Raw genomic sequence first — 24,127 nt, 5'->3', positions numbered from 1 at the left:
CGGCTCCGCTGAGATCAAATTTCGATTTTTTCCATTGCGCGCCATCCGTGCAGGACACGCCGCCCCTCCCGCGCGAACGCAAAGCAATTGCCGCCGCCGGCGGGCTGATCGTGGATGCGGGCGATCGCATGGCCCGCAATGTGGCAGAACAGCAGCGTGCCGACCGCGCCGTGGCCGACGAACAACACGTCGCCGGGACGATGTCGCGCCAGCACCGCCTCAGCCTCGCGCACGATCCGCGCCTGTGCATCCGCGGCACGCTCCCAGCCGCGCACGCTGAGATGAGGCGCGGCGAAGAACTGGTCGGCGACGGCTTCGAACTCGGCCGGCTTCAGGAAGCCGGTCGCCGAACGGTCGTTCTCGTGCATGGCCTCGCGGATCTCGATCATGAGTCCGAGCCGAGCGGCAACGATCTCGGCGGTCTCGATCGCCTTCCGCTCGCCGCTGGAGACGATCTGCGTCGTGCTTGCGAGCCAGCCTGCATTCGCCAAGGCTTCGGTGCGCGCGCGACCCACCGGGCTCAGGCCCCATTGCGGCACCGGCACATCGGGATCGATTTGCACCTGCGGGTGGGTGAGATAGCGGACGATAGACATTGCCTTTGACGCGATCGTAGCCCGCATGGAGCGAAGCGGAATGCGGGGACAGTTTTTCCCGGATTGCGCTTCGCTCCATCCGGGCTACTGGCAAATCGGGCTATTCGTCGATGTACTCGTCGTCTTCCCGCTTGTGCATCGTGCTCTTGCGAGCACCGAGCGAACCGGTCACCGACGGCTCGCGCCCGCTCGCATAGGGCCTGCGCGATTGCGCGCGCGAGGCGACCTCTTCGCCCGACACCGCGGCCGGCTGGCAGATCAGGCGGCGGCTGGCGCGGCGCATCAGATCGACATGGATGTGATCGTAGTGAAAGACGTTGGAGCCCGGCGCCAGCACGGTCGTGAAGTGCGCGCAGGCCCCAGCCTGCACGTCGCGCAGGAAGCCCTGCTCTTCCGGCATGCCGCGCCAGCCGTCCTTGATGGTGATGCGGCGGCCGTCGGCGAGCACGAAGGCGGAAATGTCGAGGGCGTTGCCGAAGGCGTGCTCCGAAATATGGGCCCGCGAATTGCCGTTCATGCCGCGGCAGGAATAGGCGGAGATCTGCTTGATCTCGGCGACGCGCACGCCGAACCAGCGCATCGCCGACGGCTGCACCGTGTCGGCGAGCCAGCGGTCGAGCTCGGACACGATCGGACAGGCGAGCGTCGCGGTCGGCTTGATCGCGACGGGACCGACGCTCGTGACGGGATTACCCTGCGCAGGACCAAGACGCGGCAGCGGCTGCTGCGCAGGCGCCTGCGAGTAGGGCGCCGGACGAGCCGGATAGCTCGGTGTGTTCATGTAGCGCGCCGCCCCCGCGGCATCGGTGCCCTCCGGCGGCAGATCGATCTCGTCCTCCTGCGCGGCCACGCCGGGAGCGTTGAGCGACATCGGCCCTGACGACGTGCCGTAGCCGGCGGGCTGGCGCACCGCGCTCTCGGGATCGTTCGAGCGCTGCGGATAGGACGATGCCGGATAGGACGATGTTGGATAGCCTTGGCTCTGCGGATAATTCGACTGCGGCCGCACCGGCCAACGCGGCTGGTTGCCGATGCTGCCGGGCGGACGCAGCGCCTCGTCGGCAAAGCCATAGGTGCCGGAGGCTTCGCCGATGGCGGCGACCTTGAGCGGAAACTCGGCGCCGCAGCTGCCAGGCCCGGAGATCGGGTCGATGCGGACGATGTCCGCACTTTCCTTGACTGCGCCCGATTTCAGGCATGCGGCTTCTGCCTCGGCCCGCCAGGGTTCGCGTTCGGCCTGGAAGAAGCCGCGACCGCAACCCGCTAGCGAAACAAGGACGATGGAGCCGACGAGATACAAACGAACTCCGCGCGTCATGCACGCACGTTCGATGAATTTACTTAAAGACTCTTCAACGTGTTGATTTCAGTGTTCTTTAACCATACCGGGCGCGGCGGCACCGGTTGCTGCCGATGACGAGCGACAGCGAGCCTGACTTTTTCGAAAAGAGACTTTCTGTTAACCATAAGGGCTGCGCGCCAAGCAGCGCGCACCGAGGGAGCGACCTCATGACGTTCGCCGGCAGATTGAGCGTGATCACCGCCTACCTCGCCATGGCCTTCGTCGGCGCCATCGTGCTCGGGATGATTTAGACTCAAAGCACACAGTGACTCTCTTCCCTTCTCCCCTTGTGGGAGAAGGTGGCGCGCGAAAGCGCGACGGATGAGGGGTTCTATCCTCGCGGCACAGTGCTTGTGGAGACAACCCCTCACCCAAGTGAATTCGTGTCGACCAGCGGAGCTGCCCTCTCCCACAAGGGGCGAGGGCACAACAATGCGCATCGCCGCGAGCTACGACCGCGCGCTCCATTGAGGTGACGTCGTGATCAGCTCCTCCCGCGGCGCTTCGACCCGCGTCCAGTCGTTGCCGGAGCACCAGAAGCGGCCGAGCGCGCAGGCTTCGACGTGCAGCTTGCCGGAGCTCTTCAGCGTCATCGTGGCGTAGTAGGTGTTGCCGCTGGAGCGGCTGTAGATGCTGCCGGTCCAGACATTGTGCTTCTTCGGCTTCATGTGGACGAGCACGCTCTCGCCGCGGCTCGACGCTTCACTGAGCGCGTAACCGCACAACGCAGCTCCACAGCGCTCGATGCGGACCGTGCCCTTGGCGCCGGCGCTCTCCCATTCGCCGAGCAGCGCGTGGCCCGGGTCAGTGCTGATCTGCGCCACCGCTGCAGTCTGATTGGTCTCGGTGCTCGGAACGATGACCGGCGGCTCGATGCGCGGCGGTTCGAGCGCGGCGGTCTTCGGCTGATCGGTGCGCTCCAGATCAACCCGCGGCGGACCGGGGCTCAACGTCTCCAGTCTCGAAATCTCCAAGCTTGGCGCCGGCGGCGGTGCAACGGGCTGCGACGACGCCGCGGCAAGAACGGGAGGCGCCGGTGGCGGCACCACCACAGCCGCTTGTGGCGGCTTGACCGCTGCCGCCGGACAAGCCGGCTGCGGCGCCTGGACCATCGGCGCGGGCGCCGGCTGCACAGTTCGTGCCGTGCCGACATCGTCCGTCGGCCTGAAGCTGCGCTTGGAGGCCACCGTGATACAGGACGCGGATCGGCAATTGCGCGGCGCCTCGACATGAAACCGGCTGCCGCCGATCGAGAACGTGTAGGAGCCGGCCTGCGCCGTCGGCGCGACCGCCAGCAGCACGATCGATGTGCCAAGACAGGTGGCAAGACAGGTGGCAAGCCAGGTTGCAAGCCGCTGCATCTGCGTTTCCCTCGGTGTCGCGACGACGTTACGCAGCGCAGGCGCGGCTGAATGTGCGCTGCATCACCCAGGCGTTGTTCGCTCGTTGTGACGCCCATCACAGAACGCCCGACCGCCGCGGCTTAGGGTCGAACCACGCTTCATCCACCAGCGACACCAGTCCATATCGGGACCGCGCTATTTTCGGAGGTTGTCATGAACAAGCTCTCCATCGCCGCCACCGCCCTCTTCCTGGCTTCGACCGCCGCCGCGCATGCCGGCAATTCGATCTCGTTCCAGATCGAGGGCCAGCACATCCGCATCGAGACGCCGCGCAACTGCGCTTCGCTCAATTGCGTGACCATCGTCGCGCCGGGCCTGTCGGACAAGCCGATCAAGCTGAACAACATCAACCTCAAGGGCCTCGGCGGCTCCAAGGACGATGACGACGACACCACGCCGGCTCCGGCGCCCACGACGGCGCAACCCGCGCCGGCTCCCGTGCAGCAGCAGCCCGTGCCGCAAGCGACTGCGCCGGCAGCGCCAGCCGCGCCCGCCGCCCCAGCCGCGACCGCTGCCGCCGCTCCTTCTGTCGGCTTCGACAGCTCGCAGCCTGCTCCTGTTGCTGCGCCTGCCCCTATTGCCGCCCCCGCTCCCGTCGCCGCGGCTCCCGCGCCGGCTCCGGTGGCTGCCGCGCCCGTGGCCGCAGCGAACTCGCCGATCGGCATCTGGGCGACCGAAGAGAACAAGGGCAATGTCCGCGTCGAGCAGTGTGGCGCCAATCTCTGCGGCTATGCCGAGAAGACAAATGAGCGCATCCTGATCAACATGAAGCCCGAAGGATCGAAGTGGAGCGGCCGCATTCGCGATCCCAACTCCGGACGCAATTACGACTCCACGATCTCGATGAAAGGTCCGAACGTGATGCGCGTGCAGGGCTGCGCCTTCGGCGGCATGTTCTGCGGCGGCCAGACCTGGAAGCGCGTGAGCTGACACCGAAGCGCGTCGCGAACGGACACAACTCTTCGTCATGCCCGGGCTTGTCCCGGGCATCCACGTTCTTCGTACCGCAATCAAGACGTGGATGGCCGGGCCTTCGCCGCGCCGTAGCGGCTTCGGCCGCGCCGGCGGGACAAGCCCGGCCATGACGGAAGGATAGCTAGCCCCTGCCCCGACGACAGACGTTCATCCACCATTCAGCCACACCCCGTTGAAATCGCCCGATCTCGCCTCACGCTCTCACCGGGACTCCTTCGTGACATCAATGCTGGCTTGGCGCCGCCTCGTATTCGCGCTCGCCCTGCTGGCCTTGCCGCTGGCAGGCGCTGGTGTAGCGTGCGCATCCGAGACGATCGAGTTCGCACAGGCGCAACCGCAAGCCCAGCCAACGCCCGCGCCTTCGCCGACGCCGACGCCGACGCCGACGGCGACGCCGGCACCGTCTGCAGACGCACAGCCCCCCGCCGTCGAGCCGATCGGCAACGTCGCGACCGTGACGGGGATCGCGACCGTGATCCGCGACAAGAATTCCTATCCGCTGCGCGTGCGCGACGACATCTATCTCAACGACATCGTGCAGACCTCGTCGAACTCCGCGCTCGGCATCACCTTCAACGACGCCACCACGTTCAACCTCTCGGCCGGCGCGAAGATCACCATCGACAATTACGTCTATGACGACGGCGGCAAGCAAAATTCGGCGATCTTCGACGTCGGCAAGGGCACGGTTGCCTTCGTGGCGGCCGCGGTGGCGAAGACGGGCGACATGAAGATCACGACGCCGACGGCAACGCTCGGCATCCGCGGCACCACCGGGGTCGTCGACGTGCCCGAAGGGGCGGCGGCGAACCGGGCGCGCAACGTCAACATCAAGCTCTATCCCGACGCCGACGGCCGGGTCGGCCACATCGATGTCGAGGAACGCGCGAGCGGCGCGCGGCTCGGCGCGCTGACGCAAGCCGCGAGCGGCTTTGCGATCCGAGCGGGCGCAGCCACGGCCGGCGGCATGCGCTTTGCTGCCGTGCCGATCATAATTCCCGCGCAGCAGATCGCGCGCGACCGCGGCTTCGTCGGCCAGGTGCATCTGGCGCAGACTGCGGGCCGGCAGATCGTCATCGAGCAGCGCGACTTCCGTCGCGCCAATCCGGCTGCGCTCAGCCGCATTCCGCGGCCGGCACAACCGCCGCAGCAGCAACAATTGCGGCCGACGACAACCCCAGGCCGGCAGCCGCAACGACCGAACGTCCAGCCGCGACAGGACAATCGTCCGGGTCAGCAGCAGCCGGGCACGCCGAGCCGGCAGGGACTACAGCAAGGTACGCAGCCGCCGCAGCGGCAGGGACAAGGACAACAAGGCGGCACGGCGCGGCCGGGCACGCCGCGTGCCGGGCAGCAGCAACACTTGCAACCGCAGCCCAGCCAGCCGCAAGGTGCCGGCCGTCCACGCGCACCACAGATCCTGCCGCAGCGTGATGGACAGATTCAGCCCGGAGGAATCGTGCCGCCGCAACCGGGCGGGACACAGCAAGCAGGCCCGCAGCAGCCATTGCCGCGCACAGGATTGCAACCGGGCCAGCCTGCGGCTCAACAACCAGGCATGCAGCGCCCCGGCGGCTTCCAGCCACGTCTCCCCGCCGCGCAACGTCCCGCAGCGCCGCACAGACCCGCGCCCGCTCCGAAGGAGAAGGAGCGGCGGTAGTCTTCCTTCTCCCCTTGTGGGAGAAGGTGGCGCGAAGCGCCGGATGAGGGGTTCTATCCACTCGCCGGACCCGCTCGTGAGGATAGAGACCCCTCACCCGTCTCGCCGCTATTGCGGCGAGCCACCCTCTCCCACAAGGGGAGAGGGTGCACCTTCAATGCCGCACTGAAATTGCGCGTAAATAACTCACGCCTCGCCGCGCAGCCAGGCCTTCACCTTCCGCAACAGGCCATGCCGCAATTCATCGACGGAAGCTGCTTCCGCTTGTGTCAGCGTCTGCAATGATGCATCGATATCGTCTCTCGCCAAGGGCGACACCGGCTCGGAAACCTGCTTCGGCTCCGGGGCGGACAGAGGCGCCAGCCCCGCCGCCGCAAGCGCGATCGGTCCGATCTGAGTCAGGAAGACGCGTTCGTATTCGCGCGACAGACGGGCGATCGCGTCGTCCAGCGTCAGCCAGTCGACCGCCTTGATGTCGTTCATCAGCTTGCGGACCGGCCCGCCGTCGGCCTCCATCCGCCAGAAATGCACGACCTTGGAGCGCCCGCCGGACTGATAGACCAGCGTGCCCAGGAATTCGTGCACGGCGACGTCGTGGCCGGTCTCCTCCAGCACTTCGCGGTGCGCGGCTTCCTTCGGCGTCTCGGCGTCGTCGAGCTTGCCCTTGGGCAGGACCCATTCGTTGCGCTTGCGCTGGCGCACGACTGCAACCAGCGGCACCAGCCCGCGCCGCAACACAATACCACCCGCCGCCAGGACCGGCGCCCGCGCCATCGTCAAATCCGTATCAAATCGTCCCCGCCCGAGGATATAGGCGGCGGGGACGGCGGATTGAAGGCTACTTTCTTCTGAGCAGCGCTTGACCGGCGCGAATGCGCGTGCCCTCGGCAATGCCGTCGCAGAAGGAGAAATCGCCGGGCGCGAGGATGATGATGGTCGAGCCGTGCTCGAACCAGCCGAGCTCCTCGCCTTTGCTCACGTTGACGTCGCAGGGAAAATTGACCGGGCCGCGGGTCTGCGCGCTCAGCACCATGTCGAGAAAATGCAGGCGGATGCTCGCGACCAGGATCGCCGCAACCGGCACCAGCGTCACGGCTTCGCCGGTCGACAGATGCGTGCGGATCACCGCGCGCTCGTTCTTGCAGAACAGACGCTCGACGCGTTTGAGCGCGATCGGGTTGACGTTCCAGACGTCGCCGTGGATCAACGTGACCCGCTCGATGTGCGCGTCATAGGGCGCATGGAAGCGGTGATACATGCTCGAGGTCAGCCGCAGCGTGACGAAAGAGCCGTTGCGGTGCTGCTCGACCAGCGCGGAATCGCCGACGAGATCGAGCAGCGAATAGGGCGCGCCCTTGACTTGGAACAGTTCGGTGTCCGCGATTTTCCCGTGAGCGCCGACGATGCCGTCCGAAGGGCTCGCCACCACCGCAGGATCGGGATCGAACGGCCGCAGGCCCGGCTTCAGCTCCCGGGTGAAGCAGTCGTGCAGGCTGCTGAACTGCGTCTTGCGCGCCTCCGACAGATCGAGGTCGGAGAACAGCTTCCACAGCGCGATCGAGAAATCCCGCACCAGGGGATTCTCGATCTTGGAGAACCAGCCCATGAAGCGGGTCAGGGCCGCGCGCGGGATGCGGTTGGTCAACAGGAAGTTGAGGTCTTCCTGCTGGGTGAAAGAGGCGATGAGGGCTTTGACTGTCATGAATCTGTCAGCTCGCAGGTTTAGCGCTTGTTGTCATGGAAACGACACTCCCGATTCTCTCGATGTCCGTGGCCGCCGCAGCATCTGCTGCTGCCGTCCTCCCGAAGATCAAGGCACGGGTCGAGCTCTCCCGCGCCAAGCACCGCTCGCTCGCAGGGCACTCCAAGATGTCGCGCCGGGTGGCGCGGCTGCTGCCGTTCTACGAGTTCGAGGGTGATCAATACTTCGCCTGCGACGGCGCGCCGGCGAACATCGCAGCGCAACGCAAGGACGCCTTTTTCCGTCTCGCCAGGCTTTACGCCGAGCGCTACCCCCGGGGCCGCGCGATGACGAAGGAAGCGGCGGAGACGATCTCCGACCTGAACTTCACCGAAAGCTACCGCGTGCCGTTCCAGTTCTCGCGTCTCGTCCGCGAGCATCTGGGCACGTCGACCTTCATGGAATCCTCGCGCGGCGTCACCGTCACCGACGTTGACGGCAACACTGCTTACGACCTCACAGGATCCTACGGCGTCAACATCTTCGGCAACGACTTCTACAAGGAGTGCATCGAGGGCGCCGAGAAGCGCGCGCATGCGCTCGGCCCCGTGCTCGGCCCCTACCATCCCGTCATCCTCGAGAATGTGCAGCGGCTTTGCCAGATCTCTGGCCTCGACGAGGTCTCGTTCCACATGTCCGGCACCGAGGCCGTGATGCAGGCGGTGCGGCTGGCGCGCTACCACACCAAGCGCACGCACCTGGTTCGTTTCGCCGGCGCCTATCACGGCTGGTGGGGCGACGTGCAGCCCGGCGTCGGCAATCCCATTCCTGCGCATGAGACCTACACCCTCGCCGAAATGTCGGAGAAGACGCTGCATGTCCTGCGCACGCGCAAGGACATCGCCTGCGTGCTGGTCAACCCGCTGCAGGGGCTGCATCCCAACGCCAACGCGCCCGGCGATTCCTCGCTGGTCGATTCCTCGCGCGGCGGCAACTTCGATCGCGCGGCTTACACCGAATGGCTGAAGAAGTTGCGCGAGGTCTGCGACCAGCGCGGCATCGTCCTGATCTTCGACGAGGTCTTCGTCGGCTTCCGTCTCGCCGCCGGCGGCGCCCAGGAATATTTCGGCGTCAAGGCGGACATGGTGACCTACGGCAAGAGCCTCGCCGGCGGCCTGCCGGTCGGCGTGGTCTGCGGCAAGCGCGAATTGATGCGCCGCTTCCGCGATGACCGCCCCGCCGACATCTGCTTCGCCCGCGGCACCTTCAACTCGCACCCCTACGTCATGACGGCGATGGACGAGTTCCTGAGCCGCCTCGCCAGCCCGAACTTCCGCGCCGTCTATGATGGACTGGAAGAGACCTGGAACGGGCGCGTGAAGAAGCTCAACCAGATGATGCAGGATGCCGACCTGCCGGTGCGCTTCGCCAACTTCTCCTCGATCTGGACGGTGAAATACACCACGCCGTCCCGCTACAATTGGATGCTGCAATATTACCTGCGCGCCGAGGGCCTGGCCTTGAGCTGGGTCGGCACCGGCCGGCTGATCTTCAGCCTGAACTACACCGACGCCGATTTCACCGAAGTCGCCGACCGCTTCGTCCGCGCCACGCAGAAGATGAAGGCCGACGGCTTCTGGTGGCACGACGGCTCGCTCACCAACAAGCAGATCAAGCGGCAGATCCTGAAGGAGATGCTGGCCAAGCGCTTCGGCCGCTGAGGCCGGTCCTACCACCCTCACTGTCATTCCGGGGCGGTCCGCAGGACCGAACCCGAAATCTCGAGATTCCGGGTTCGATGCTTCGCATCGCCCCGGAATGACGGGATTTGTGGCCGCGCTCGATGCCACTACCCCGCGCGCGGGGAGAGACGAAAAAACCGCCAACACGTGGATGCCCGGGACAAGCCCGGGCATGACGTAGCCATTAGACATCGAAGCGTGTCGCGTGCGCGGCGCGCTTCAAGCGTGCTGCTCTTCGAGCACGGGCTCGTCGATGAAGCCCAGCGTGTGCTCGGGATTGAGGTGCAGGCCGGGATCCATCAGCTCGCCGCGCATCAAAGCGAGCGGAGCACCGCGATAGAGCATCAAATCGTGGAACGGATCGGTCAGGATCTTGGTCATCCAGACGAGGCCGGTCTCGACGTCGCGGATGAAGAACAGATGCACGGTGCGGAACAGCAGGCCGCCGCCGCCGACCACGAGCCAGATCTTCGCCACCTGCCGCATGAAGTCGGTCGCGCTCTGCCAGGGCGTGAAGATGCCGAACAGGGTGGGATCGACGACCAGCACCAGCGGCGACAGCGCCCAGATCGCCATCAGCACCACCTTGCGCTGCAGATTGTAGCCGACCTTGATCTCTTCCTTGTACTCGTGCGTCGCCTGGTTGATGTGGTCGTAGGTGTGCGGCTCGAAGAAGAAATGGCCGGCCTGGCGCGAGGTCATCGACACCAGCCAGCCGACCAGCGCGGAGACCACGGGATCGATGAACAGCCAGACATAGGCGAACAGGAAGCTCAGCGCGCTGACGAAGTGCAGGCTCTGATTGATGCGGCTGTGGTGATAGTAGCGATGGTCGTCCCAGCGCTGGATCCGCAGCTGCTCGAGATAGTTCTTGATCATGCTCATCCCCAAAATGCTTTCGGGTTCAGGATTACAGGGATTCGATGTAGGCCGTGTGACATCATCATTTTGTCATGTGACGATGTGCAGCGGCGCGATGACGCACGAAAGACGCATAAGCTCACGCCGCCTTGGCGACGTCGACCTTGCGGAAGCGCACCAGCGAGAAGTGTCCCAGCGGCGGAATCAAGCGGCGCTCGGCAAGCTCGATGCCGTGCGCGCCGGCGAGCCATTTGGCGTAGCGCGACCAGGCGAACTCGGCGGTGCGGAAGCCGAGCGGACGCACCACCGGCTGCAGCTTCTGCTCGATGAAGCGGCGCATGCCGGTGTCGGCGCTGACGCGGGTGAGGATGATCAATTCGCCGCCCGGACGCAGCACGCGGGCGAATTCGTCCAGCGCCTTCTCCGGGTTCGGCACGGCGGTGACGACGTATTGCGCCATCACGACGTCGAAGGAATTATCGGGGAATTCGAGCTTCTCGGCATCCATCACCGCGAGGCCCTCGACGTTCTTCAGCTTCTGCTCCGTCACGCGGCGGCGCGCCTTGTCCAGCATCGCTTCCGAAATGTCGGTGCCGAAGATGCGCAGGTTCGGCGCGTAGAGCGGCAGCGAGATGCCGGTGCCGACGCCGACCTCGAGCACGCGGCCGCCGATCTTGTTGGTGGCCGCGATCGCGGCCTGCCGGCCCTTGGCGAACACGCCGCCGAACACGAGATCGTAGACCGGCGCCCAGCGGTCATAGGCCTGCTCGACCGTGCCGCGCGTGAGGTCGAGCTGCTGGGTGCCGTCAAGGTTCATGATCTTAGCCATCGATGAGGTTCTCGCTGTGGTTCGAATAAACGGTCAGCCGCGCACCGGCCGCCGCGCCATGCGAGGCGAGGCGCGCAAGGAGCGGCTGGGCTGCAGTGAGGTGAGGTTGCCGACGAACTGGCGCGCGCTGTTCTCCCAGGAGCGCTCCAGCGCGAAGTTGCGGCAGGTCTCGCGTGACATCGTGAGCGCGCGCAGGCAGGCGGTGCGCAGATCGTGGTCGATCGCGCCGATCGGGTGATCGGCAATGACGTCCTTCGGGCCCGTGACCGGAAACGCCGCAACCGGCGTGCCGCAGGCGAGCGCCTCGAGCTGCACCACGCCGAAGGTGTCGGTCAGGCTCGGAAACACGAATACGTCGGCCGCGGCGAGATGCGCGGTGAGATCCGCCCCCTTCTTCTCGCCGAGGAAGACTGCGTCCGGATATTTCTTCTCCAGCGCCGCCTTCTGCGGGCCGTCGCCGACCACGACCTTGGTGCCGGGCAGGTCGAGCGAGAGGAACGCTTCGAGATTCTTCTCCACCGCCACGCGCCCCATCGTCATGAAGATCGGGCGCGGCAGGTCGAGCTGTGCCGGAGCGTCGGGATGAAACAGCCCGGTGTCGACGCCGCGCGTCCAGAAGCCGAGCCGCTTGAAGCCGCGCTCGGACAGCTCCTGCCGCAGCGAGGGCGTCGCAACCATGGTCATGGCGGCGGCATCGTGGAAGTGGCGCAGCACCGCATAGCCGACGCCCGCCGGGATGCCGGTCCGCACCGAGACGTATTCCGGAAAGCGCGTCGTGTAGGAGGTGGTGAAGGCGAGCCGGTTGCGGCGGCAATAGGCGCGCGCCGCCCAGCCGATCGGGCCCTCGGTCGCGATATGCAGCGCCTCCGGCGCGGCCTTCTCGATCCGCCGCGCGATCTCCTTCGCCGAAGGCAGCGCAAAGCGCAGGCCCGGATAGGTCGGCAGCGGCCAGGACGGAAAGCCGTCGGGGGTGAGGAAGTCGATCTCGACGTCGAGGGTCTTGGCCGCATTCGCCAGGGAGGTCAGGGTGCGGACCACACCGTTGACCTGGGGATGCCAGGCGTCCGTCGCGATTAATACCCGCATGGGAAAATCCCGAGAGTTTGATGATTCTCAGGCATCGACCATCAACGAAGGATATTTCAGGCGTGTGACGTCACAGAAGTGTCGGCGCGCTGTTTTGTTCGTTAACGAGCCGGCGGGGCCACGAAACTGTCATGAAACAATTCTTGCCGCCGTGAAACCGTTTTCGGTTTTCCGCGCAAATGTCCCGAAACGTTTTGCCGTTAGGAATTCAGGCAACGGAGCACCGCAACGGTGCCGCGGTGAGCAAAACACCGAGCAAACAGGGGCGATCACATGTTCAATCTGGACACGTTCAAGACGTTTTCGCGCGCCGTTGCACTCAGTGCCGTCGCGGTTTCCGCAATCGCATTTGCAGGTGCAGCCAAGGCCGCGCCGGTGCAGTTTTTTCCGTTCTTCCAGCCGCTGCCGCCGATGACCGCGCCGCAGCCGCTGCAGCCGTATCAGCCGTCGTATCAGCCCTATCAGGCGCCGACCTACCAGACCGAGCCCGAGGATCAGGACGCGGTCGAGCTGCCGGCCCGCTTCCGCCGCCAGACCGTCTCTTACGCGACGCGCGAAGCGCCGGGCACGATCATCATCGATACGCCCAACACCTATCTCTATTACGTGCTCGGCAATGGCCAGGCATTGCGCTACGGCATCGGCGTCGGCCGCGACGGCTTCACCTGGTCCGGAATCCAGTCGGTGAGCCGCAAGGCCGAGTGGCCGGCCTGGACGCCGCCGCCGGAAATGATCGCCCGCCAGCCCTATCTGCCGCGCCACATGGCCGGGGGCCCCGGCAATCCGCTTGGCGCGCGCGCCATGTATCTCGGCGGCACCATCTACCGTATCCACGGCACCAACGCCCCCGAAACGATCGGCAAGCGCGTGTCCTCCGGCTGCATCCGCATGACCAACGAGGACGTCACCGACCTCTATTCCCGCGTCAACGTCGGCACCAAGGTGATCGTGCTGCCGATGACCGAGCGCCGCGCAGACCTCGGCGCCGCGAGCCGCTGAAGCGACAGGACAACGTAACGCGAACGGCCCCGGAACCCACCGGGGCCGTTTTCGTTTGCCCTGACATCCCGTTGCGCCTGTTGCGGCGCAATCCCCGATGGAGGCGCAAATGCGACCACGAAGGCAACCCTCGCCAAGCCCATGGCTGCACGCCCTCGCCGGCGCCGGAGCACTGACGCTGCTCGTGTCCGCGCCCGCCTCGCTCGCGCAGCAACCCGCGCCTGACGACGCCGGCAAGCAGGCTTTCAACAATTCCTGCCGCACCTGCCATTCCATAAAGGAAGGCGACAATCGCCTCGGTCCCAATCTCAACAAGATCGTCGGACGCAAGGCCGGCTCGCTGCCGGACTACAATTACTCCTCGTCCATGAAAGAAGCCGGCTTCGCCTGGGACCAGGACAAGCTCACCCGCTTCATGGTCAAGCCGGACGAGGTCGTGTCCGGCCACAAGATGCAGCCCTATGGCGGCATCTCGAAGGACGAAGCGGGTAAGGTGGTTGCGTATCTGCAAGCGGCGGGCGGGCAATAGATCGCAACGCGCTCTTTCCGCTGTGCGATTGCGGTGCGCTTACCGGCTGACTGCGCCCCGCCACTCCGCTATCAGCCTCAGCCACGCCGCGGCGTGGAACGCGCTCATCAAGAGATACATCGGCACCATCCCGCCGAGCAGAGAGCCCTGCCCGGCGCCGCACAGCATCTCCGCGGGCCCACCCCCGGGCAAAGCCGTCAGCACGGCCATGATGGCGAAGGTCGGCGTGGCCGCCAGCCCCAGCCATCTGGCGAGGTGGCGTGCGGCCGCGACGCCGTCGGGGCTGGCGCCGGGGACCGCGCTGACCGGACCGGTCATTTCCGCTCCCCCGCGGCCTCCTCACGAAACGCCTTCTCGCCGGCGTCCGAGATCTCCACCCATCGCTTGTCGGGCGCGGCGCCTTCGGTGTAGCTGTCGTGCCAATTCCACCATTTGTAGGTCGGGGTCTGCGGATAGCCTTCCGGCGAGTCCTCCCACACCTCCTGGCGGCCGAGCGGGGTGATGTCGAGATAGTTCCAGGTCCCACCCATCTGCTCGTCGCCGCGGCTCTTGACGAAATAAGTGCGGAAGATGCGTGTCCCGTCTCGGTAGAACACATTCGTGCCGTGCCATTCGTCGACGCCGAAATCGGCATCGAAGCTGTCGGTGATGGTGACCCAGGGCATGATCCAGCCCATCCGCTGCTTCAGCCTGACGATGTCGGCTTGCGGCGCACGCGAGGCGAACACCAGCGTGGTGTCGCGGGCATTCAAGTGCGAGACATGGGCGACCTGGTCGGCCACCATGGAGCAGCCGCGGCAGGCCTGATCGGGCCAGCCGAACACGCCGGGCTCGAAGAAGGCGCGATAGACGATCAGTTGCCGCCGGCCCTGGAACAGCTCGTGCAGACTGAGCTTGCCGCCGGGCCCCTCGAACGCATAGGTTTTGTCGACCGCCATCCACGGCATGCGGCGCCGCTCGGCCGCCAGGGCGTCGCGGGCACGGGTATGCGCCTTCTCCTTCACGAGCAGCTGCAGACGGGCCGCCTCCCAGTCCTGCGGCGACACCACCGGCGGTGTCTGCATGGCGGTCTTTCCGTTCGTTCCTGCTTTTTCTGCTGATGTCATCATGACTCTCCAAAGCTTTTGCTCGACGTCCTGCCAACGATTTCTGGCACTAAGCGGCCACGGTGCGGGAGTAACAAGTGTGGCGGGATTGACATGGAATCGCTGATCACTGCCGCTGCGCGCGCGTTAGAGGCCGGCGATCCGCTCGGCGCCTTGAACCGCGTCGCGCTGCGCAACGATGCGCCGTCGCTGGCGCTGCGCGGCATCGCGATGGCGCAGCTCGGCGATCTCGCCAAGGCCAAGTCGCTACTGCGCACCGCCGCGCGCGCCTTCGGTCCGCGCGAGGCGGTGGCACGCGCAAGATGCCTGGTGGCCGAAGCCGAGATCGCGCTGGTCTCACGCGATCTGAACTGGCCGGTGAAGACGCTCGCGGCGGCACGCGCGACGCTCGAACAGCACGGCGATCTCGTCAATGCCGCCCATGCGGGCCATGTCGAGGCGCGCCGCCTGCTTCTGGTCGGTCGCCTCGACGAGGCCGAGCGCACGCTCGCCGAAGTCCGTCCCGCGATGCTCCCGCCCGCATCGCAGGTCGTCCGCGAGCTCGTGCTCGCCGGCATCGCCATCAGGCGGCTCAGAACGAACGACGCGCGCACGGCGCTCGGCCGCGCGGCTCACGCGGCGCGCCTTGCAGCCATTCCGGCGCTCGTGGCCGAGGTCGACAGCGCGAGCCTGATCCTCGACACGCCGGCAGCACGCCTGATCGCCCGCGGCAGCGAACATCCGCTCTTGCTGGGAGAGGTCGAACGTCTGGCGACCTCGACGGCGCTGGTCGTTGATACCTTTCATCACGTCGTGCGCAGGCAAGGCGCCGCGGTCTCGCTCGGAACGCGTCCCGTGCTGTTCGCGCTCGCGCGTCTCCTGGCCCAGGCATGGCCTGCGGATGTCTCGCGCGAGACGCTGATCTCGGGCGCCTTTCAAGCCAGGCACGCCGACGAATCGCACCGCGCGCGCCTGCGCGTCGAGATCGGACGGCTCCGCACCAAGCTCGCACCGCTGGCCGACATCAGCGCGACGAAGCAGGGCTTCGTGCTGGCGCCGCGGAAGACGCGCGACGTCCTCGTGCTGGCGCGGCCCGTTGAGGAGAAGCACGCCGCCGTCCTCGCCTTTCTTACCGACGGCGAGCCATGGTCGAGCTCGGCGCTCGCGCTTGCGCTTCGCATCAGTCCGCGCACCGTGCAGCGCGCGCTCGAGGAGCTGGCGCGGTCGGGCAAGGTGCAGTCGTTCGGACACGGACGGGCGCGCCGCTGGATGACGCCGCCCGTTCCGGGTTTCCCGACAGGCTTGTTACTCCCCACGCCGCTCCTGAAGACGTAGGATGGGCGCAAGCATGAGGGATCGAGCACATGAAACGTTCAGCCGCCGAGATCGTCACGGAGTATGGACCCTTTCCAGGCGTCGAGGCCGTGCATGGCGTCACCTATGACGGCACGCGCGTCTGGTTCGCTTCCGGCGACAAGTTGAACGCGCTCGATCCGGCCGACGGCAGGATCGCGCGCTCCATCGACGTCGCCGCGCATGCGGGAACGGCGTTCGACGGACGGCACCTGTTCCAGATCGCCGAGGACCGCATCCAGAAGATCGATGCGGCCTCGGGCAAGGTGCTCGGCACCATTCCGGCGCCCGGCGGCGGCGGCGATTCCGGCCTTGCCTGGGCCGAGGGTTCGCTCTGGGTCGGACAATATCGCGAGCGCAAGATCCATCAGATCGATCCCGAAACGGGCAAGATCCTCCGCACCATCGAGAGCAAGCGCTTCGTGACCGGGGTGACCTGGGTGGACGGCGAGCTCTGGCACGGCACCTGGGAGAACGAACAGAGCGATTTGCGTCGGATCGATCCGGAAACGGGACAAGTGATCGAGCAGATCGACATGCCCGCCGGCACGATCGTGTCGGGCCTGGAATCGGACGGCGGTGACCGTTTCTTCTGCGGCGGCGGCAATCGCGGCAAGGTGAGAGCGGTCCGGCGCCCGCGGCAAAGCTAATCATGCGTCCTGACGTGACGGCACGCCGACGGCGCGTTCACAATCCGTAACCTGTTCGCCCCAATTCCACCCAACGGGTGCGCTCTAGCGCCCTCCTCGCCCGCCCTGTAGAATCCCCGTCGGGGCGGCTTGGGGGATTGATGCGTCTGACGTGGAATCTGAAGACTATCCTGATCGGCGTCGCGGTGCTCGCGGCGTCGTTCTTCATCAGCCTGAAGGCGATGGACTTGCTGGCGCCGCGCGCGACGGATTCGGCGCCGCCGGTCGCTCAGCTGCCGCCGCTGCCGCCGGCCTCGAAGAGCTCCATCGTGATCGCGCCGGTCGCCATCGCGCTGTCGGCGATCCGCGAGCAGGCCGAGAGGGCCGCGCCGCGCAATTTCGCCGGCAAGGCCGACAACCCGATCTCGCAGATCCTGGAGAATGCCGATATCGGCTGGTCCGCCGTCCGGGGCCCGATGGCGGCAGCCGGCGACAAGGACGTGCTGACGATCTCGACCCCGCTCACCGGCAAGCTCAACGTGACCGGCTCGCTGTCGTCGAAAGCCACGGGCGCGCTTGGCGATGCGCTCGGCAGCGTGCTCGGCGGCGACGCCGCGAAGCGGATCGGCGCGGTCAACATCAAGAACCTGAACGCGAGCGCGGAGATCAAGGGCAACGTCGTCGTTACCTCGCGCCCGAAGCTCGCCGCGGCCTGGTATCTGGAGCCCAATCTCGGCGCCCAGGTCAATCTCGGCGACACCAACCTCAACGTCGCCGGCGCCAAGGTCAACGTGCCCGCGCAGGTCAAGCCGCTGATCGACAAGACCGTCGGCGAGCAGATCAACGCCGTCTCCGAGCGCATCCGCAACGATCCCAGCCTGCGCGAGAATGCCAAGGCGCAATGGATCAAGGCCTGCCGCTCGATCCCGCTGCAAGGCTCGGGTTCCTCACTGCCGCCGCTGTGGCTCGAGATGAAGCCGGTGCGCGCGATCGCGGCGCAGCCGCGCGTCGATGCGCAGGCCGTGACCTTGCTGCTCGGCCTGGAGGCCGAGACACGCGTGACCTCGACGCCGACCAAACCGGACTGCCCGTTCCCCGACAAGATCTCGATCGTGCCGCCGACCGGCACCGGCGTGAACATCGGGGTGCCGATCGACGTGCCCTTCACCGAGATCAACAAGCTGATCGCAGCGCAGATGGTCGGCCGCACCTATCCGGAGGACGGCTCCGGCCCGGTCGACGTGACCATCAAGAGCGCCAACGTCGTGCCCTCGGGCGACCAACTGCTGATCTCGCTTCTGGTGCGCGCCAAGGAGAAGAAGAGCTGGTTCGGCCTCGGCGCCGAGGCGAATGTGCACATCTGGGGCCGGCCGGTGCTCGACCAGGCGCAGCAGACGCTGCGGCTCACCGACATCCAGCTCGCGGTGGAATCCGAGGCCGCCTTCGGCCTATTGGGTGCCGCCGCCCGCGCCGTCGTCCCGCAGATGCAGCAGGCGCTGCTGCAGAGGGCAACCCTGGATCTGAAGCCGATCGCCGCCAACGCCCGCGAGAAGATCGCCGCCGCGATCGCCGATTACCAGAAGAGCGAGGACGGCCTCAAGGTCGAGGCCAGGATCGACAGCCTCACTCTCGCCGACATCGCCTTCGATTCCAAGACCCTGCGCGTGGTCGCGGAAGCCGGCGGCTCGCTGAACGTATTCGTGACGAAGCTGTCGGGGATGTAGCGCGTCCCTGCGCATCGCAGGGCCGTCGCATGTGAGAGCTCTTCCCTGCGGCCATCCTTCGAGACGCCCGCTTGGGCGGGCTCCTCAGGATGAGGGCGGAGTGCGCGGCAGCTGTTGCAACGAGCACGGACGCCGATGAGCCTCATCCTGAGGAGGCGCGCAAGCGCCGTCTCGAAGGACGAGGCGTGCGTGCAGGCGCCGCCACCCGTCAGAGGCGGTTGTCCCGCCACTCGCCGGACCCGCACAATTCCTCGTCGCTTGCGCCGCTGGCATTCTCGCTGCAGGATGCTAATCTCGCACGCGCATTGTAGGGGACAACGCGAGGACAACATGGAAGCCGGCATGGTCACGCCTGCGCCGGCGCTGGTGCGTTTTTCCGGCATTCAAAAGACCTATGATGGCGAGCATCTCGTGGTGAAGAACCTCGACCTCGACATCAGGAAGGGCGAATTCATCACCCTGCTCGGCCCGTCGGGATCGGGCAAGACGACCACGCTGATGATGCTGGCCGGCTTCGAGGTGCCGACCCATGGCGAGATCTACCTCAGCGAGCGGCCGATCAAGAACGTGCCGCCGCACAGGCGCGACATCGGCATGGTGTTCCAGAACTACGCGCTGTTTCCGCACCTGACGATCGCGGAAAACATCGCCTTCCCGCTCTCGGTTCGCAAGTCGAGCAAGGCGGAGACGCAAGAGCGCGTCAGCGCGGCGCTGCGCATGATCAAGATGGAAACTTTTGCGCACCGGCGGCCCGGGCAATTGTCCGGCGGTCAGCAGCAACGCGTGGCGCTGGCCCGCGCGCTGGTGTTCAATCCGCAGCTCGTGCTGATGGACGAGCCCCTGGGCGCACTGGACAAGCGGCTGCGGGAGCAGATGCAGCTGGAGATCAAGCAGCTGCACGAGACGATGGGCATCACGATCGTCTATGTCACCCACGACCAGAGCGAAGCGCTCACGATGTCGGACCGCATCGCCGTATTCAACGACGGCATCGTGCAACAGATCGACCGCCCCGACGCGCTGTATGAGCATCCCGTGAACAGCTTCGTCGCCCATTTCATCGGCGAGAACAATGTGCTCGCCGGCACCGTAGAAACCGTCGAAAGGGATTATTGCCGCGTCGCGCTGGCCGGTGGCGGCACAGTCGCCGCACGGGCGGTCAACGTGTCAGGCGCGGGCGCATCGACCTCCCTGTCGGTGCGGCCGGAGCGTGTCGCAATAATTCCCAATGGCAATTCCAGTGAGGGACCGAACCGGCTGCCGGCAAAAGTGCAGAACACCATCTATCTCGGCGACCACGCGCTGGCCGTGCTGGATGTGGCCGGCAACGCCGAGTTCATGGTCAAGCTTCAGTCGGGAGCGCATCACGGCCTAATACACGGCGAAAGCGTGTTCATCACTTTCCGCCCGGAGGACTGCCTCGCCCTCGATCCTGTCTGATCCGTCGGCGGCAAAGCTGAACACTCGATGTCAACGCAACTCACATGAAGAAGGAACGAAGACCATGCTGAAGCGCAAGATTGCTCTGGGTTTCGCCGCGGCACTGGGCGCCGGTGTCGCGCTGACCAATGTCGCAGAAGCGCGTGACCTCACCGTCGTCTCGTGGGGCGGTGCGTATCAGGAGGCCCAGAAGAAGGTCTATTTCGAGCCGTTCAAGAAAGCATCCGGCATCGCGATGAACGACGAATCCTGGGACGGCGGCGTCGGCGTGCTGCGCGCCAAGGTGCAGGGAGGCGCCGCCACCTGGGACGTCGTCCAGGTCGAGAGCGATGAGCTCGCGGTCGGCTGCGAGGAAGGCCTGTTCGAGAAGCTGGACTATTCCAAGATCGGCGGCGAGGCCGCCTATATCCCGCCTTCGGTCAATCCTTGCGGCGTCGGCGCCATCCTCTACGATTTCGTGCTCGGCTACGACAAGGACAAGCTGAAGGAGGCCCCGAAAGGCTGGGCCGACTTCTTCGACACCAAGAAGATTCCGGGCAAGCGCGCCCTGCGTCAGGGCCCGAAGACCACGCTGGAGATCGCCCTCATGGCCGACGGCGTCGCACCGAAGGACGTCTACAAGGTGCTGGCGACCGACGAAGGCATCGAGCGCGCCTTCAAGAAGCTCGACACCATCAAGGGCGACCTCGTCTGGTGGAAGGCCGGCGCGCAGCCGCCGCAATTGCTCGCCTCCGGCGAGGTGGCGATGACCTCGGTCTACAATGGCCGCATCGACACCGCCAACAAGAACGAGAAGAAGAACTTCGGCATGGTGTGGGACGGCGCGCTCTTCACCCTCGACAGCTGGGTCATCCTGAAGGGGAGCCCGAACAAGGATGCGGCCTACAAGTTCCTGGATTTCGTAGGCAAGGCGGAGAACCAGTCCAAGCTGTCGGAGAACATTGCTTACGGGACGTCGAACAAGGACGCCGCCGGCCGGCTCGCACCCGCTGTCCTGAAGGACCTGCCGACGGCGCCTGACAACATCAAGAACGCGGTCGAGATCAACGTGGCCTTCTGGCTCGAGAACATCGATCGCCTGACCGAACGCTTCAACAAGTGGGCCGCGAAATAGCACGCGAACAACTCGCCCGTGGCGCATCCTTCGAGACGCCCGCCTACGGCGGGCCCTCAGGATGAAGGTCTGGGTCTGTGGCAGCGACGTTACTGGCACCAATGTCAATGAGCCTCATCCTGAGGAGACCGCGAAGCGGTCGTCTCGAAGGACGAGGCGCTTGCTCAGGCTGCTCCAAGAGGCTTTCTCCATGACAGCAGCGCCCGCGCTCGGCGCCGATAACAAGACTGAGGTGCCGCTCAAACGCCGATTGAGGCGTGCGGAGCGGACACGCCAGGTCAAGGCATTGGCGCTGGTCCTGCCGCTTCTGCTGTTTCTGCTCTTCACCTTCGCAGGTCCCATCGCCGGCATGCTGTGGCGCTCGGTCGAGGACTGGGAGGTGCGTCAGGTCCTGCCGCAAACGGTCGCTGCTCTTGCCAGTTGGGACGGCAAGGACTTGCCGGATGAAAACGCCTATGCGGCGCTTGCAAGCGACATCCTGGCGGCGCGCGCCGCCGGCACCCTTGCGATTGCGGCCAAACGGCTCAACTACGCGCTGAACGGCTTCCGCACGATCCTGACCAGCACAGGACGCAATCTGAAGGCGGTGCCTGAGCCCGGTACGGCCAGGGAGACGCTGGGCAGGATCAACCCCGCCTGGCGCGAACGCGCCACCTGGACCACGATCAAGGACGCCGGCGGCCCGATCACCGGCTTCTACCTGCTCGCCGCGCTCGACCTGACGCGAAACGCCGACGGCGCGATCGTCGCCGCACCACCGGATCAGGCCATCTACCGCGACATTTTCCTCCGCACCTTCCTCATCAGCCTCGCTGTCACGGCCCTCTGCCTGATTCTCGGCTTTCCGGTCGCCTACCTCCTGGCGACGCTGCCGCCCGGCCGGTCGAACCTCTTGATGATCTTCGTGCTGCTGCCGTTCTGGACGTCGCTCCTGGTTCGCACCTGCGCCTGGATCGTCCTGTTGCAGAGCAAGGGCGTCGTGAACGATAGTCTGCTCTGGCTCGGCATCATCGACGCACCCTTGCGCCTGATCTACAACCGCTTCGGCGTCTGCGTTGCCATGACCCACGTTCTGCTGCCGTTCATGATCCTGCCGCTGTACAGCAGCATGAAGGCGATCTCGCCCGCCTACATGCGTGCCGCCGCTTCGCTCGGTGCACCGCCCCTCACCGCCTTCCTACGGATCTACCTGCCGCAGACCCTGCCTGGCATCGGCGCGGGAAGCCTGCTCGTCTTCATCCTGGCGCTCGGCTACTACATCACGCCGGCCCTCGTCGGCGGCGCCGCCGACCAGATGATCAGCTACTTCATCGCCCTCTACACGACCGAGACGGCCAATTGGGGCCTTGCTTCGGCGCTGGGCGCGGTGCTGCTGCTCGCCACCGTTCTGCTCGCTCTCGTCTACGGCAAGCTGGTGCAGGGCCAGCAGGTCACGGGAGGGATGAAGAGTTGAGCGACAATTCCTCCTTGCGCACCCCCAGCCAGCGCATCGCGTGGACCGCGACTATCGTTGTCTCCACGCTGGTGTTCGTCTTCCTGATCGCGCCGATCCTTGCGATCATGCCGCTGTCGTTCAGTTCCAGCTCGTACCTCACCTATCCGCTGCCGGGCCTTTCCTTGCGCTGGTACGACGACTTCGTCAATTCGCCGCGCTGGATGAACTCGCTCAAGAACAGCGTGATCATCGGCGTCGCCTCGACGCTGTTGTCCATGGTCCTCGGCACGCTGGCCGCGCTGGGGCTGGCGCAGTGGAAGAGCCGGTTCAAGCCGCTCGTGCTGGCCTTCGTGCTGTCGCCGGTGGTCGTGCCCGGGGTCATCACCGCGGTCGGCCTGTACTTCTTCTTCGCGCCGATCGGGCTGACCGGCAGCTATCTCGGTCTGATCCTGGCCCACACCGCGCTGGCGACGCCCTTCGTAGTGATCACGGTCGGGGCGACGCTGCAGAGCTTCGACACTAATCTGGCACGCGCGGCCGCCTCGCTCGGCGCCTCGCCAATCTACGCGTTCCGTCGCGTGATCCTGCCGCTGATCCTGCCGGGTCTGGCATCAGGCGCGCTGTTCGCGTTCGCAACCAGCTTCGACGAGGTGGTGATCGTGCTGTTCATGGCGGGCCCCGAGCAGCGCACCCTGCCGCGCGAGATGTTCAGCGGCATCCGCGAGAACATCAGCCCGACCATCACGGCAGCGGCCGTGATCTTGACGACCGTCTCGGTCATCTTGCTCGCCACCCTGGAAGCCCTGCGCCGACGCAATGAACGGCTCAAGGGCAGCGGGGGTTGAGGACGCAGGAAGTTAAAGACACGACAGCGCGCCCGGTGAAAACCAGGCGCGCTTCGTTCAGGCAGTTACGCGAGCCGCATTACTCCGCGTACTTGAACTGCGGCATGTTTTTCAGCTCGTCCTTGCTGGCATTGAACACGGCGTGGTCCGGGTACCATTTCGACGCGGACGACGTCGATGCGGTCGCGGCGGGCCTGTCGGTACCGGTCGCAGCGCCGGTCGTCGTGCCTGCGGGCCGGGCGCCGGTGTTCGCGCCGGTGCCGGTATAGGCGACGGGCTCGTTGACGAACTTCAGCTTCTCGTAGGGCACGGCGACCAGATGCTCGCCCATGCCGAGGAAGCCGCCGACTCCGATCACGGCGATCTTGATGTCACCGTTCTTGTCCATCAGCAGGTCGTTGATCGTGCCGATGTTCTCGTTGGCCTCGTTGTAGACCTTCAGGCCATCCATCTTCGAGGTACGCCACTGGCCGGAAGCCGTCGTGGTCGTTGCGGTGGCCGCAGGGGCCGCCTTGTCGGTGGTGGCGGCGGGCGGCGTTTGCGCGATTGCGACGGTCGCAAGTAGCGCGGTACCGGCGAGGCCGGTGACGATCGATTTCATCAACATTGTTGTCCTCTCCTTCACAGAAAACTCGTGCGGAGAAAACCGCTCTGATCGGGCGCAGTTCCGTGCGCGCCGCAATTTCGTCGCGCCATGCGCGAACTGTTCCTGCGTCACTCAGGAACATTTTGCGATGCACGGTTCCCCGCCGACGATCATGCGCATTGGGGCAAGGCAGCACCGCGGCGAGGACCGCGC

Annotated in this window: 24 protein-coding genes; 13 read left to right on the top strand and 11 right to left on the bottom strand. The window is 65.9% G+C overall.

The window, feature by feature from the left end:
• Positions 1 to 14: 14 nt before the first annotated feature.
• Both ACTEK7_RS21545 and ACTEK7_RS21540 read right to left on the bottom strand, forming a co-directional pair.
• Positions 15 to 596 carry a histidine phosphatase family protein gene (locus ACTEK7_RS21545; protein ID WP_036028417.1) on the bottom strand — a complete coding sequence of 194 codons (582 nt, stop codon included), beginning with the start codon at positions 594 to 596 and terminating at the stop codon, positions 15 to 17.
• A gap of 100 nt (positions 597 to 696) precedes the next feature.
• Positions 697 to 1,914, bottom strand: a complete 1,218-nt coding sequence (locus tag ACTEK7_RS21540) for an extensin family protein (protein WP_225146924.1) — start codon at positions 1,912 to 1,914, stop codon at positions 697 to 699.
• Positions 1,915 to 2,009: 95 nt separating this feature from the next.
• Here ACTEK7_RS21540 and ACTEK7_RS21535 point away from each other — a divergent pair, with 95 nt between their 5' ends.
• Positions 2,010 to 2,189 (top strand): hypothetical protein, encoded by a 180-nt coding sequence (locus ACTEK7_RS21535; RefSeq protein ID WP_158284424.1) that lies wholly within the window; start codon positions 2,010 to 2,012, stop codon positions 2,187 to 2,189.
• A gap of 198 nt (positions 2,190 to 2,387) precedes the next feature.
• Here ACTEK7_RS21535 and ACTEK7_RS21530 read toward each other — a convergent pair whose 3' ends face one another.
• Positions 2,388 to 3,299, bottom strand: a complete 912-nt coding sequence (locus ACTEK7_RS21530) for a DUF2147 domain-containing protein (protein WP_225146923.1) — start codon at positions 3,297 to 3,299, stop codon at positions 2,388 to 2,390.
• A gap of 195 nt (positions 3,300 to 3,494) precedes the next feature.
• Here ACTEK7_RS21530 and ACTEK7_RS21525 point away from each other — a divergent pair, with 195 nt between their 5' ends.
• Both ACTEK7_RS21525 and ACTEK7_RS21520 read left to right on the top strand, forming a co-directional pair.
• Positions 3,495 to 4,271: a DUF2147 domain-containing protein gene (locus ACTEK7_RS21525; RefSeq protein ID WP_225146922.1), complete on the top strand. Its 777-nt coding sequence runs from the start codon at positions 3,495 to 3,497 to the stop codon at positions 4,269 to 4,271.
• Positions 4,272 to 4,542: 271 nt separating this feature from the next.
• The gene (locus ACTEK7_RS21520) at positions 4,543 to 5,976 is read left to right on the top strand and encodes a FecR domain-containing protein (RefSeq protein WP_225147062.1); all 1,434 of its coding nucleotides are present in this window, start codon (positions 4,543 to 4,545) and stop codon (positions 5,974 to 5,976) included.
• Between the two features lie 186 nt (positions 5,977 to 6,162).
• Here the strand turns inward: ACTEK7_RS21520 and ACTEK7_RS21515 are convergent, their stop codons facing one another.
• Both ACTEK7_RS21515 and asd read right to left on the bottom strand, forming a co-directional pair.
• Positions 6,163 to 6,750, bottom strand: a complete 588-nt coding sequence (locus ACTEK7_RS21515; RefSeq protein ID WP_225136833.1) for an NUDIX hydrolase — start codon at positions 6,748 to 6,750, stop codon at positions 6,163 to 6,165.
• Between the two features lie 64 nt (positions 6,751 to 6,814).
• A complete protein-coding gene (gene asd / locus ACTEK7_RS21510; RefSeq protein WP_225136832.1) occupies positions 6,815 to 7,678 on the bottom strand; it encodes an archaetidylserine decarboxylase in 864 nt (287 codons plus the stop codon).
• Positions 7,679 to 7,713: 35 nt separating this feature from the next.
• Here asd and ACTEK7_RS21505 point away from each other — a divergent pair, with 35 nt between their 5' ends.
• On the top strand, positions 7,714 to 9,378 hold the full coding sequence (locus ACTEK7_RS21505; RefSeq protein WP_225146921.1) for an aminotransferase class III-fold pyridoxal phosphate-dependent enzyme: 1,665 nt from the start codon (positions 7,714 to 7,716) through the stop codon (positions 9,376 to 9,378).
• A gap of 240 nt (positions 9,379 to 9,618) precedes the next feature.
• Here the strand turns inward: ACTEK7_RS21505 and ACTEK7_RS21500 are convergent, their stop codons facing one another.
• The 3 genes from ACTEK7_RS21500 to ACTEK7_RS21490 all read right to left on the bottom strand — a co-directional run bounded on the left by ACTEK7_RS21500 (position 9,619) and on the right by ACTEK7_RS21490 (position 12,175).
• Positions 9,619 to 10,278 carry a membrane protein gene (locus ACTEK7_RS21500; protein WP_025034507.1) on the bottom strand — a complete coding sequence of 220 codons (660 nt, stop codon included), beginning with the start codon at positions 10,276 to 10,278 and terminating at the stop codon, positions 9,619 to 9,621.
• A 121-nt stretch (positions 10,279 to 10,399) separates the two neighbouring features.
• Positions 10,400 to 11,089 (bottom strand): class I SAM-dependent methyltransferase, encoded by a 690-nt coding sequence (locus ACTEK7_RS21495; protein WP_036003432.1) that lies wholly within the window; start codon positions 11,087 to 11,089, stop codon positions 10,400 to 10,402.
• A gap of 33 nt (positions 11,090 to 11,122) precedes the next feature.
• Entirely contained in the window at positions 11,123 to 12,175 is a 1,053-nt protein-coding gene (locus tag ACTEK7_RS21490) for a glycosyltransferase family 4 protein (protein WP_057026948.1), read from the bottom strand.
• A 273-nt stretch (positions 12,176 to 12,448) separates the two neighbouring features.
• Here ACTEK7_RS21490 and ACTEK7_RS21485 point away from each other — a divergent pair, with 273 nt between their 5' ends.
• Both ACTEK7_RS21485 and ACTEK7_RS21480 read left to right on the top strand, forming a co-directional pair.
• Complete coding sequence (locus ACTEK7_RS21485) at positions 12,449 to 13,174, top strand: L,D-transpeptidase (protein WP_225146920.1); 726 nt, start codon at positions 12,449 to 12,451, stop codon at positions 13,172 to 13,174.
• A 97-nt stretch (positions 13,175 to 13,271) separates the two neighbouring features.
• Positions 13,272 to 13,703, top strand: coding sequence for a c-type cytochrome (locus ACTEK7_RS21480; RefSeq protein ID WP_225146919.1), 432 nt, complete (start codon positions 13,272 to 13,274; stop codon positions 13,701 to 13,703).
• Between the two features lie 39 nt (positions 13,704 to 13,742).
• On the opposite strand, the gene ACTEK7_RS21475 is transcribed toward ACTEK7_RS21480, so the two are convergent.
• Positions 13,743 to 14,021, bottom strand: a complete 279-nt coding sequence (locus tag ACTEK7_RS21475) for a hypothetical protein (RefSeq protein ID WP_225146918.1) — start codon at positions 14,019 to 14,021, stop codon at positions 13,743 to 13,745.
• A complete protein-coding gene (locus ACTEK7_RS21470; RefSeq protein ID WP_225146917.1) occupies positions 14,018 to 14,812 on the bottom strand; it encodes a DUF899 domain-containing protein in 795 nt (264 codons plus the stop codon). The genes ACTEK7_RS21475 and ACTEK7_RS21470 overlap by 4 nt, the downstream gene beginning before the upstream one ends.
• 90 nt (positions 14,813 to 14,902) lie before the next feature.
• Between ACTEK7_RS21470 and ACTEK7_RS21465 the strand changes: the two genes are divergently transcribed.
• From ACTEK7_RS21465 to ACTEK7_RS21435, 7 genes are all read left to right on the top strand, one after another.
• A complete protein-coding gene (locus tag ACTEK7_RS21465) occupies positions 14,903 to 16,123 on the top strand; it encodes a helix-turn-helix domain-containing protein (RefSeq protein WP_225146916.1) in 1,221 nt (406 codons plus the stop codon).
• Between the two features lie 29 nt (positions 16,124 to 16,152).
• Positions 16,153 to 16,791 (top strand): Vgb family protein, encoded by a 639-nt coding sequence (locus tag ACTEK7_RS21460; protein ID WP_057026952.1) that lies wholly within the window; start codon positions 16,153 to 16,155, stop codon positions 16,789 to 16,791.
• Between the two features lie 140 nt (positions 16,792 to 16,931).
• A complete protein-coding gene (locus ACTEK7_RS21455) occupies positions 16,932 to 18,494 on the top strand; it encodes a DUF4403 family protein (RefSeq protein ID WP_225146915.1) in 1,563 nt (520 codons plus the stop codon).
• 330 nt (positions 18,495 to 18,824) lie between these two features.
• Positions 18,825 to 19,934 (top strand): ABC transporter ATP-binding protein, encoded by a 1,110-nt coding sequence (locus ACTEK7_RS21450; RefSeq protein ID WP_225146914.1) that lies wholly within the window; start codon positions 18,825 to 18,827, stop codon positions 19,932 to 19,934.
• 64 nt (positions 19,935 to 19,998) lie between these two features.
• The gene (locus ACTEK7_RS21445; protein WP_036013275.1) at positions 19,999 to 21,048 is read left to right on the top strand and encodes an ABC transporter substrate-binding protein; all 1,050 of its coding nucleotides are present in this window, start codon (positions 19,999 to 20,001) and stop codon (positions 21,046 to 21,048) included.
• A gap of 190 nt (positions 21,049 to 21,238) precedes the next feature.
• Complete coding sequence (locus tag ACTEK7_RS21440; RefSeq protein WP_225146913.1) at positions 21,239 to 22,501, top strand: ABC transporter permease; 1,263 nt, start codon at positions 21,239 to 21,241, stop codon at positions 22,499 to 22,501.
• Entirely contained in the window at positions 22,498 to 23,328 is an 831-nt protein-coding gene (locus ACTEK7_RS21435) for an ABC transporter permease (protein WP_225146912.1), read from the top strand. Before ACTEK7_RS21440 ends, ACTEK7_RS21435 begins: the two co-directional genes overlap by 4 nt.
• A gap of 79 nt (positions 23,329 to 23,407) precedes the next feature.
• Here the strand turns inward: ACTEK7_RS21435 and ACTEK7_RS21430 are convergent, their stop codons facing one another.
• A complete protein-coding gene (locus ACTEK7_RS21430) occupies positions 23,408 to 23,935 on the bottom strand; it encodes a PRC-barrel domain-containing protein (RefSeq protein WP_036013268.1) in 528 nt (175 codons plus the stop codon).
• Between the last annotated feature and the right edge of the window lie 192 nt (positions 23,936 to 24,127).

Source organism: Bradyrhizobium sp. JHI2711, assembly GCF_056156565.1.
This window is presented reverse-complemented; position numbering and strand designations above follow the sequence as displayed.

Excerpts from the sequence above, each read along its gene's own strand:
- ACTEK7_RS21520 (WP_225147062.1), top strand. The coding sequence starts at position 4,543 with ATGCTGGCTTGGCGCCGCCTCGTATTCGCGCTCGCCCTGCTGGCCTTG.
- asd (WP_225136832.1), bottom strand. The coding sequence starts at position 7,678 with ATGACAGTCAAAGCCCTCATCGCCTCTTTCACCCAGCAGGAAGACCTC.
- ACTEK7_RS21470 (WP_225146917.1), bottom strand. The coding sequence starts at position 14,812 with ATGATGACATCAGCAGAAAAAGCAGGAACGAACGGAAAGACCGCCATG.
- ACTEK7_RS21540 (WP_225146924.1), bottom strand. The coding sequence starts at position 1,914 with ATGACGCGCGGAGTTCGTTTGTATCTCGTCGGCTCCATCGTCCTTGTT.
- ACTEK7_RS21530 (WP_225146923.1), bottom strand. The coding sequence starts at position 3,299 with ATGCAGCGGCTTGCAACCTGGCTTGCCACCTGTCTTGCCACCTGTCTT.
- ACTEK7_RS21440 (WP_225146913.1), top strand. The coding sequence starts at position 21,239 with ATGACAGCAGCGCCCGCGCTCGGCGCCGATAACAAGACTGAGGTGCCG.
- ACTEK7_RS21500 (WP_025034507.1), bottom strand. The coding sequence starts at position 10,278 with ATGATCAAGAACTATCTCGAGCAGCTGCGGATCCAGCGCTGGGACGAC.
- ACTEK7_RS21450 (WP_225146914.1), top strand. The coding sequence starts at position 18,825 with ATGGAAGCCGGCATGGTCACGCCTGCGCCGGCGCTGGTGCGTTTTTCC.
- ACTEK7_RS21465 (WP_225146916.1), top strand. The coding sequence starts at position 14,903 with ATGGAATCGCTGATCACTGCCGCTGCGCGCGCGTTAGAGGCCGGCGAT.
- ACTEK7_RS21445 (WP_036013275.1), top strand. The coding sequence starts at position 19,999 with ATGCTGAAGCGCAAGATTGCTCTGGGTTTCGCCGCGGCACTGGGCGCC.
- ACTEK7_RS21490 (WP_057026948.1), bottom strand. The coding sequence starts at position 12,175 with ATGCGGGTATTAATCGCGACGGACGCCTGGCATCCCCAGGTCAACGGT.
- ACTEK7_RS21525 (WP_225146922.1), top strand. The coding sequence starts at position 3,495 with ATGAACAAGCTCTCCATCGCCGCCACCGCCCTCTTCCTGGCTTCGACC.
- ACTEK7_RS21485 (WP_225146920.1), top strand. The coding sequence starts at position 12,449 with ATGTTCAATCTGGACACGTTCAAGACGTTTTCGCGCGCCGTTGCACTC.
- ACTEK7_RS21475 (WP_225146918.1), bottom strand. The coding sequence starts at position 14,021 with ATGACCGGTCCGGTCAGCGCGGTCCCCGGCGCCAGCCCCGACGGCGTC.
- ACTEK7_RS21430 (WP_036013268.1), bottom strand. The coding sequence starts at position 23,935 with ATGTTGATGAAATCGATCGTCACCGGCCTCGCCGGTACCGCGCTACTT.
- ACTEK7_RS21545 (WP_036028417.1), bottom strand. The coding sequence starts at position 596 with ATGTCTATCGTCCGCTATCTCACCCACCCGCAGGTGCAAATCGATCCC.
- ACTEK7_RS21460 (WP_057026952.1), top strand. The coding sequence starts at position 16,153 with ATGAAACGTTCAGCCGCCGAGATCGTCACGGAGTATGGACCCTTTCCA.
- ACTEK7_RS21495 (WP_036003432.1), bottom strand. The coding sequence starts at position 11,089 with ATGGCTAAGATCATGAACCTTGACGGCACCCAGCAGCTCGACCTCACG.
- ACTEK7_RS21535 (WP_158284424.1), top strand. The coding sequence starts at position 2,010 with ATGACGAGCGACAGCGAGCCTGACTTTTTCGAAAAGAGACTTTCTGTT.
- ACTEK7_RS21505 (WP_225146921.1), top strand. The coding sequence starts at position 7,714 with ATGGAAACGACACTCCCGATTCTCTCGATGTCCGTGGCCGCCGCAGCA.
- ACTEK7_RS21515 (WP_225136833.1), bottom strand. The coding sequence starts at position 6,750 with ATGGCGCGGGCGCCGGTCCTGGCGGCGGGTGGTATTGTGTTGCGGCGC.
- ACTEK7_RS21480 (WP_225146919.1), top strand. The coding sequence starts at position 13,272 with ATGGAGGCGCAAATGCGACCACGAAGGCAACCCTCGCCAAGCCCATGG.
- ACTEK7_RS21455 (WP_225146915.1), top strand. The coding sequence starts at position 16,932 with ATGCGTCTGACGTGGAATCTGAAGACTATCCTGATCGGCGTCGCGGTG.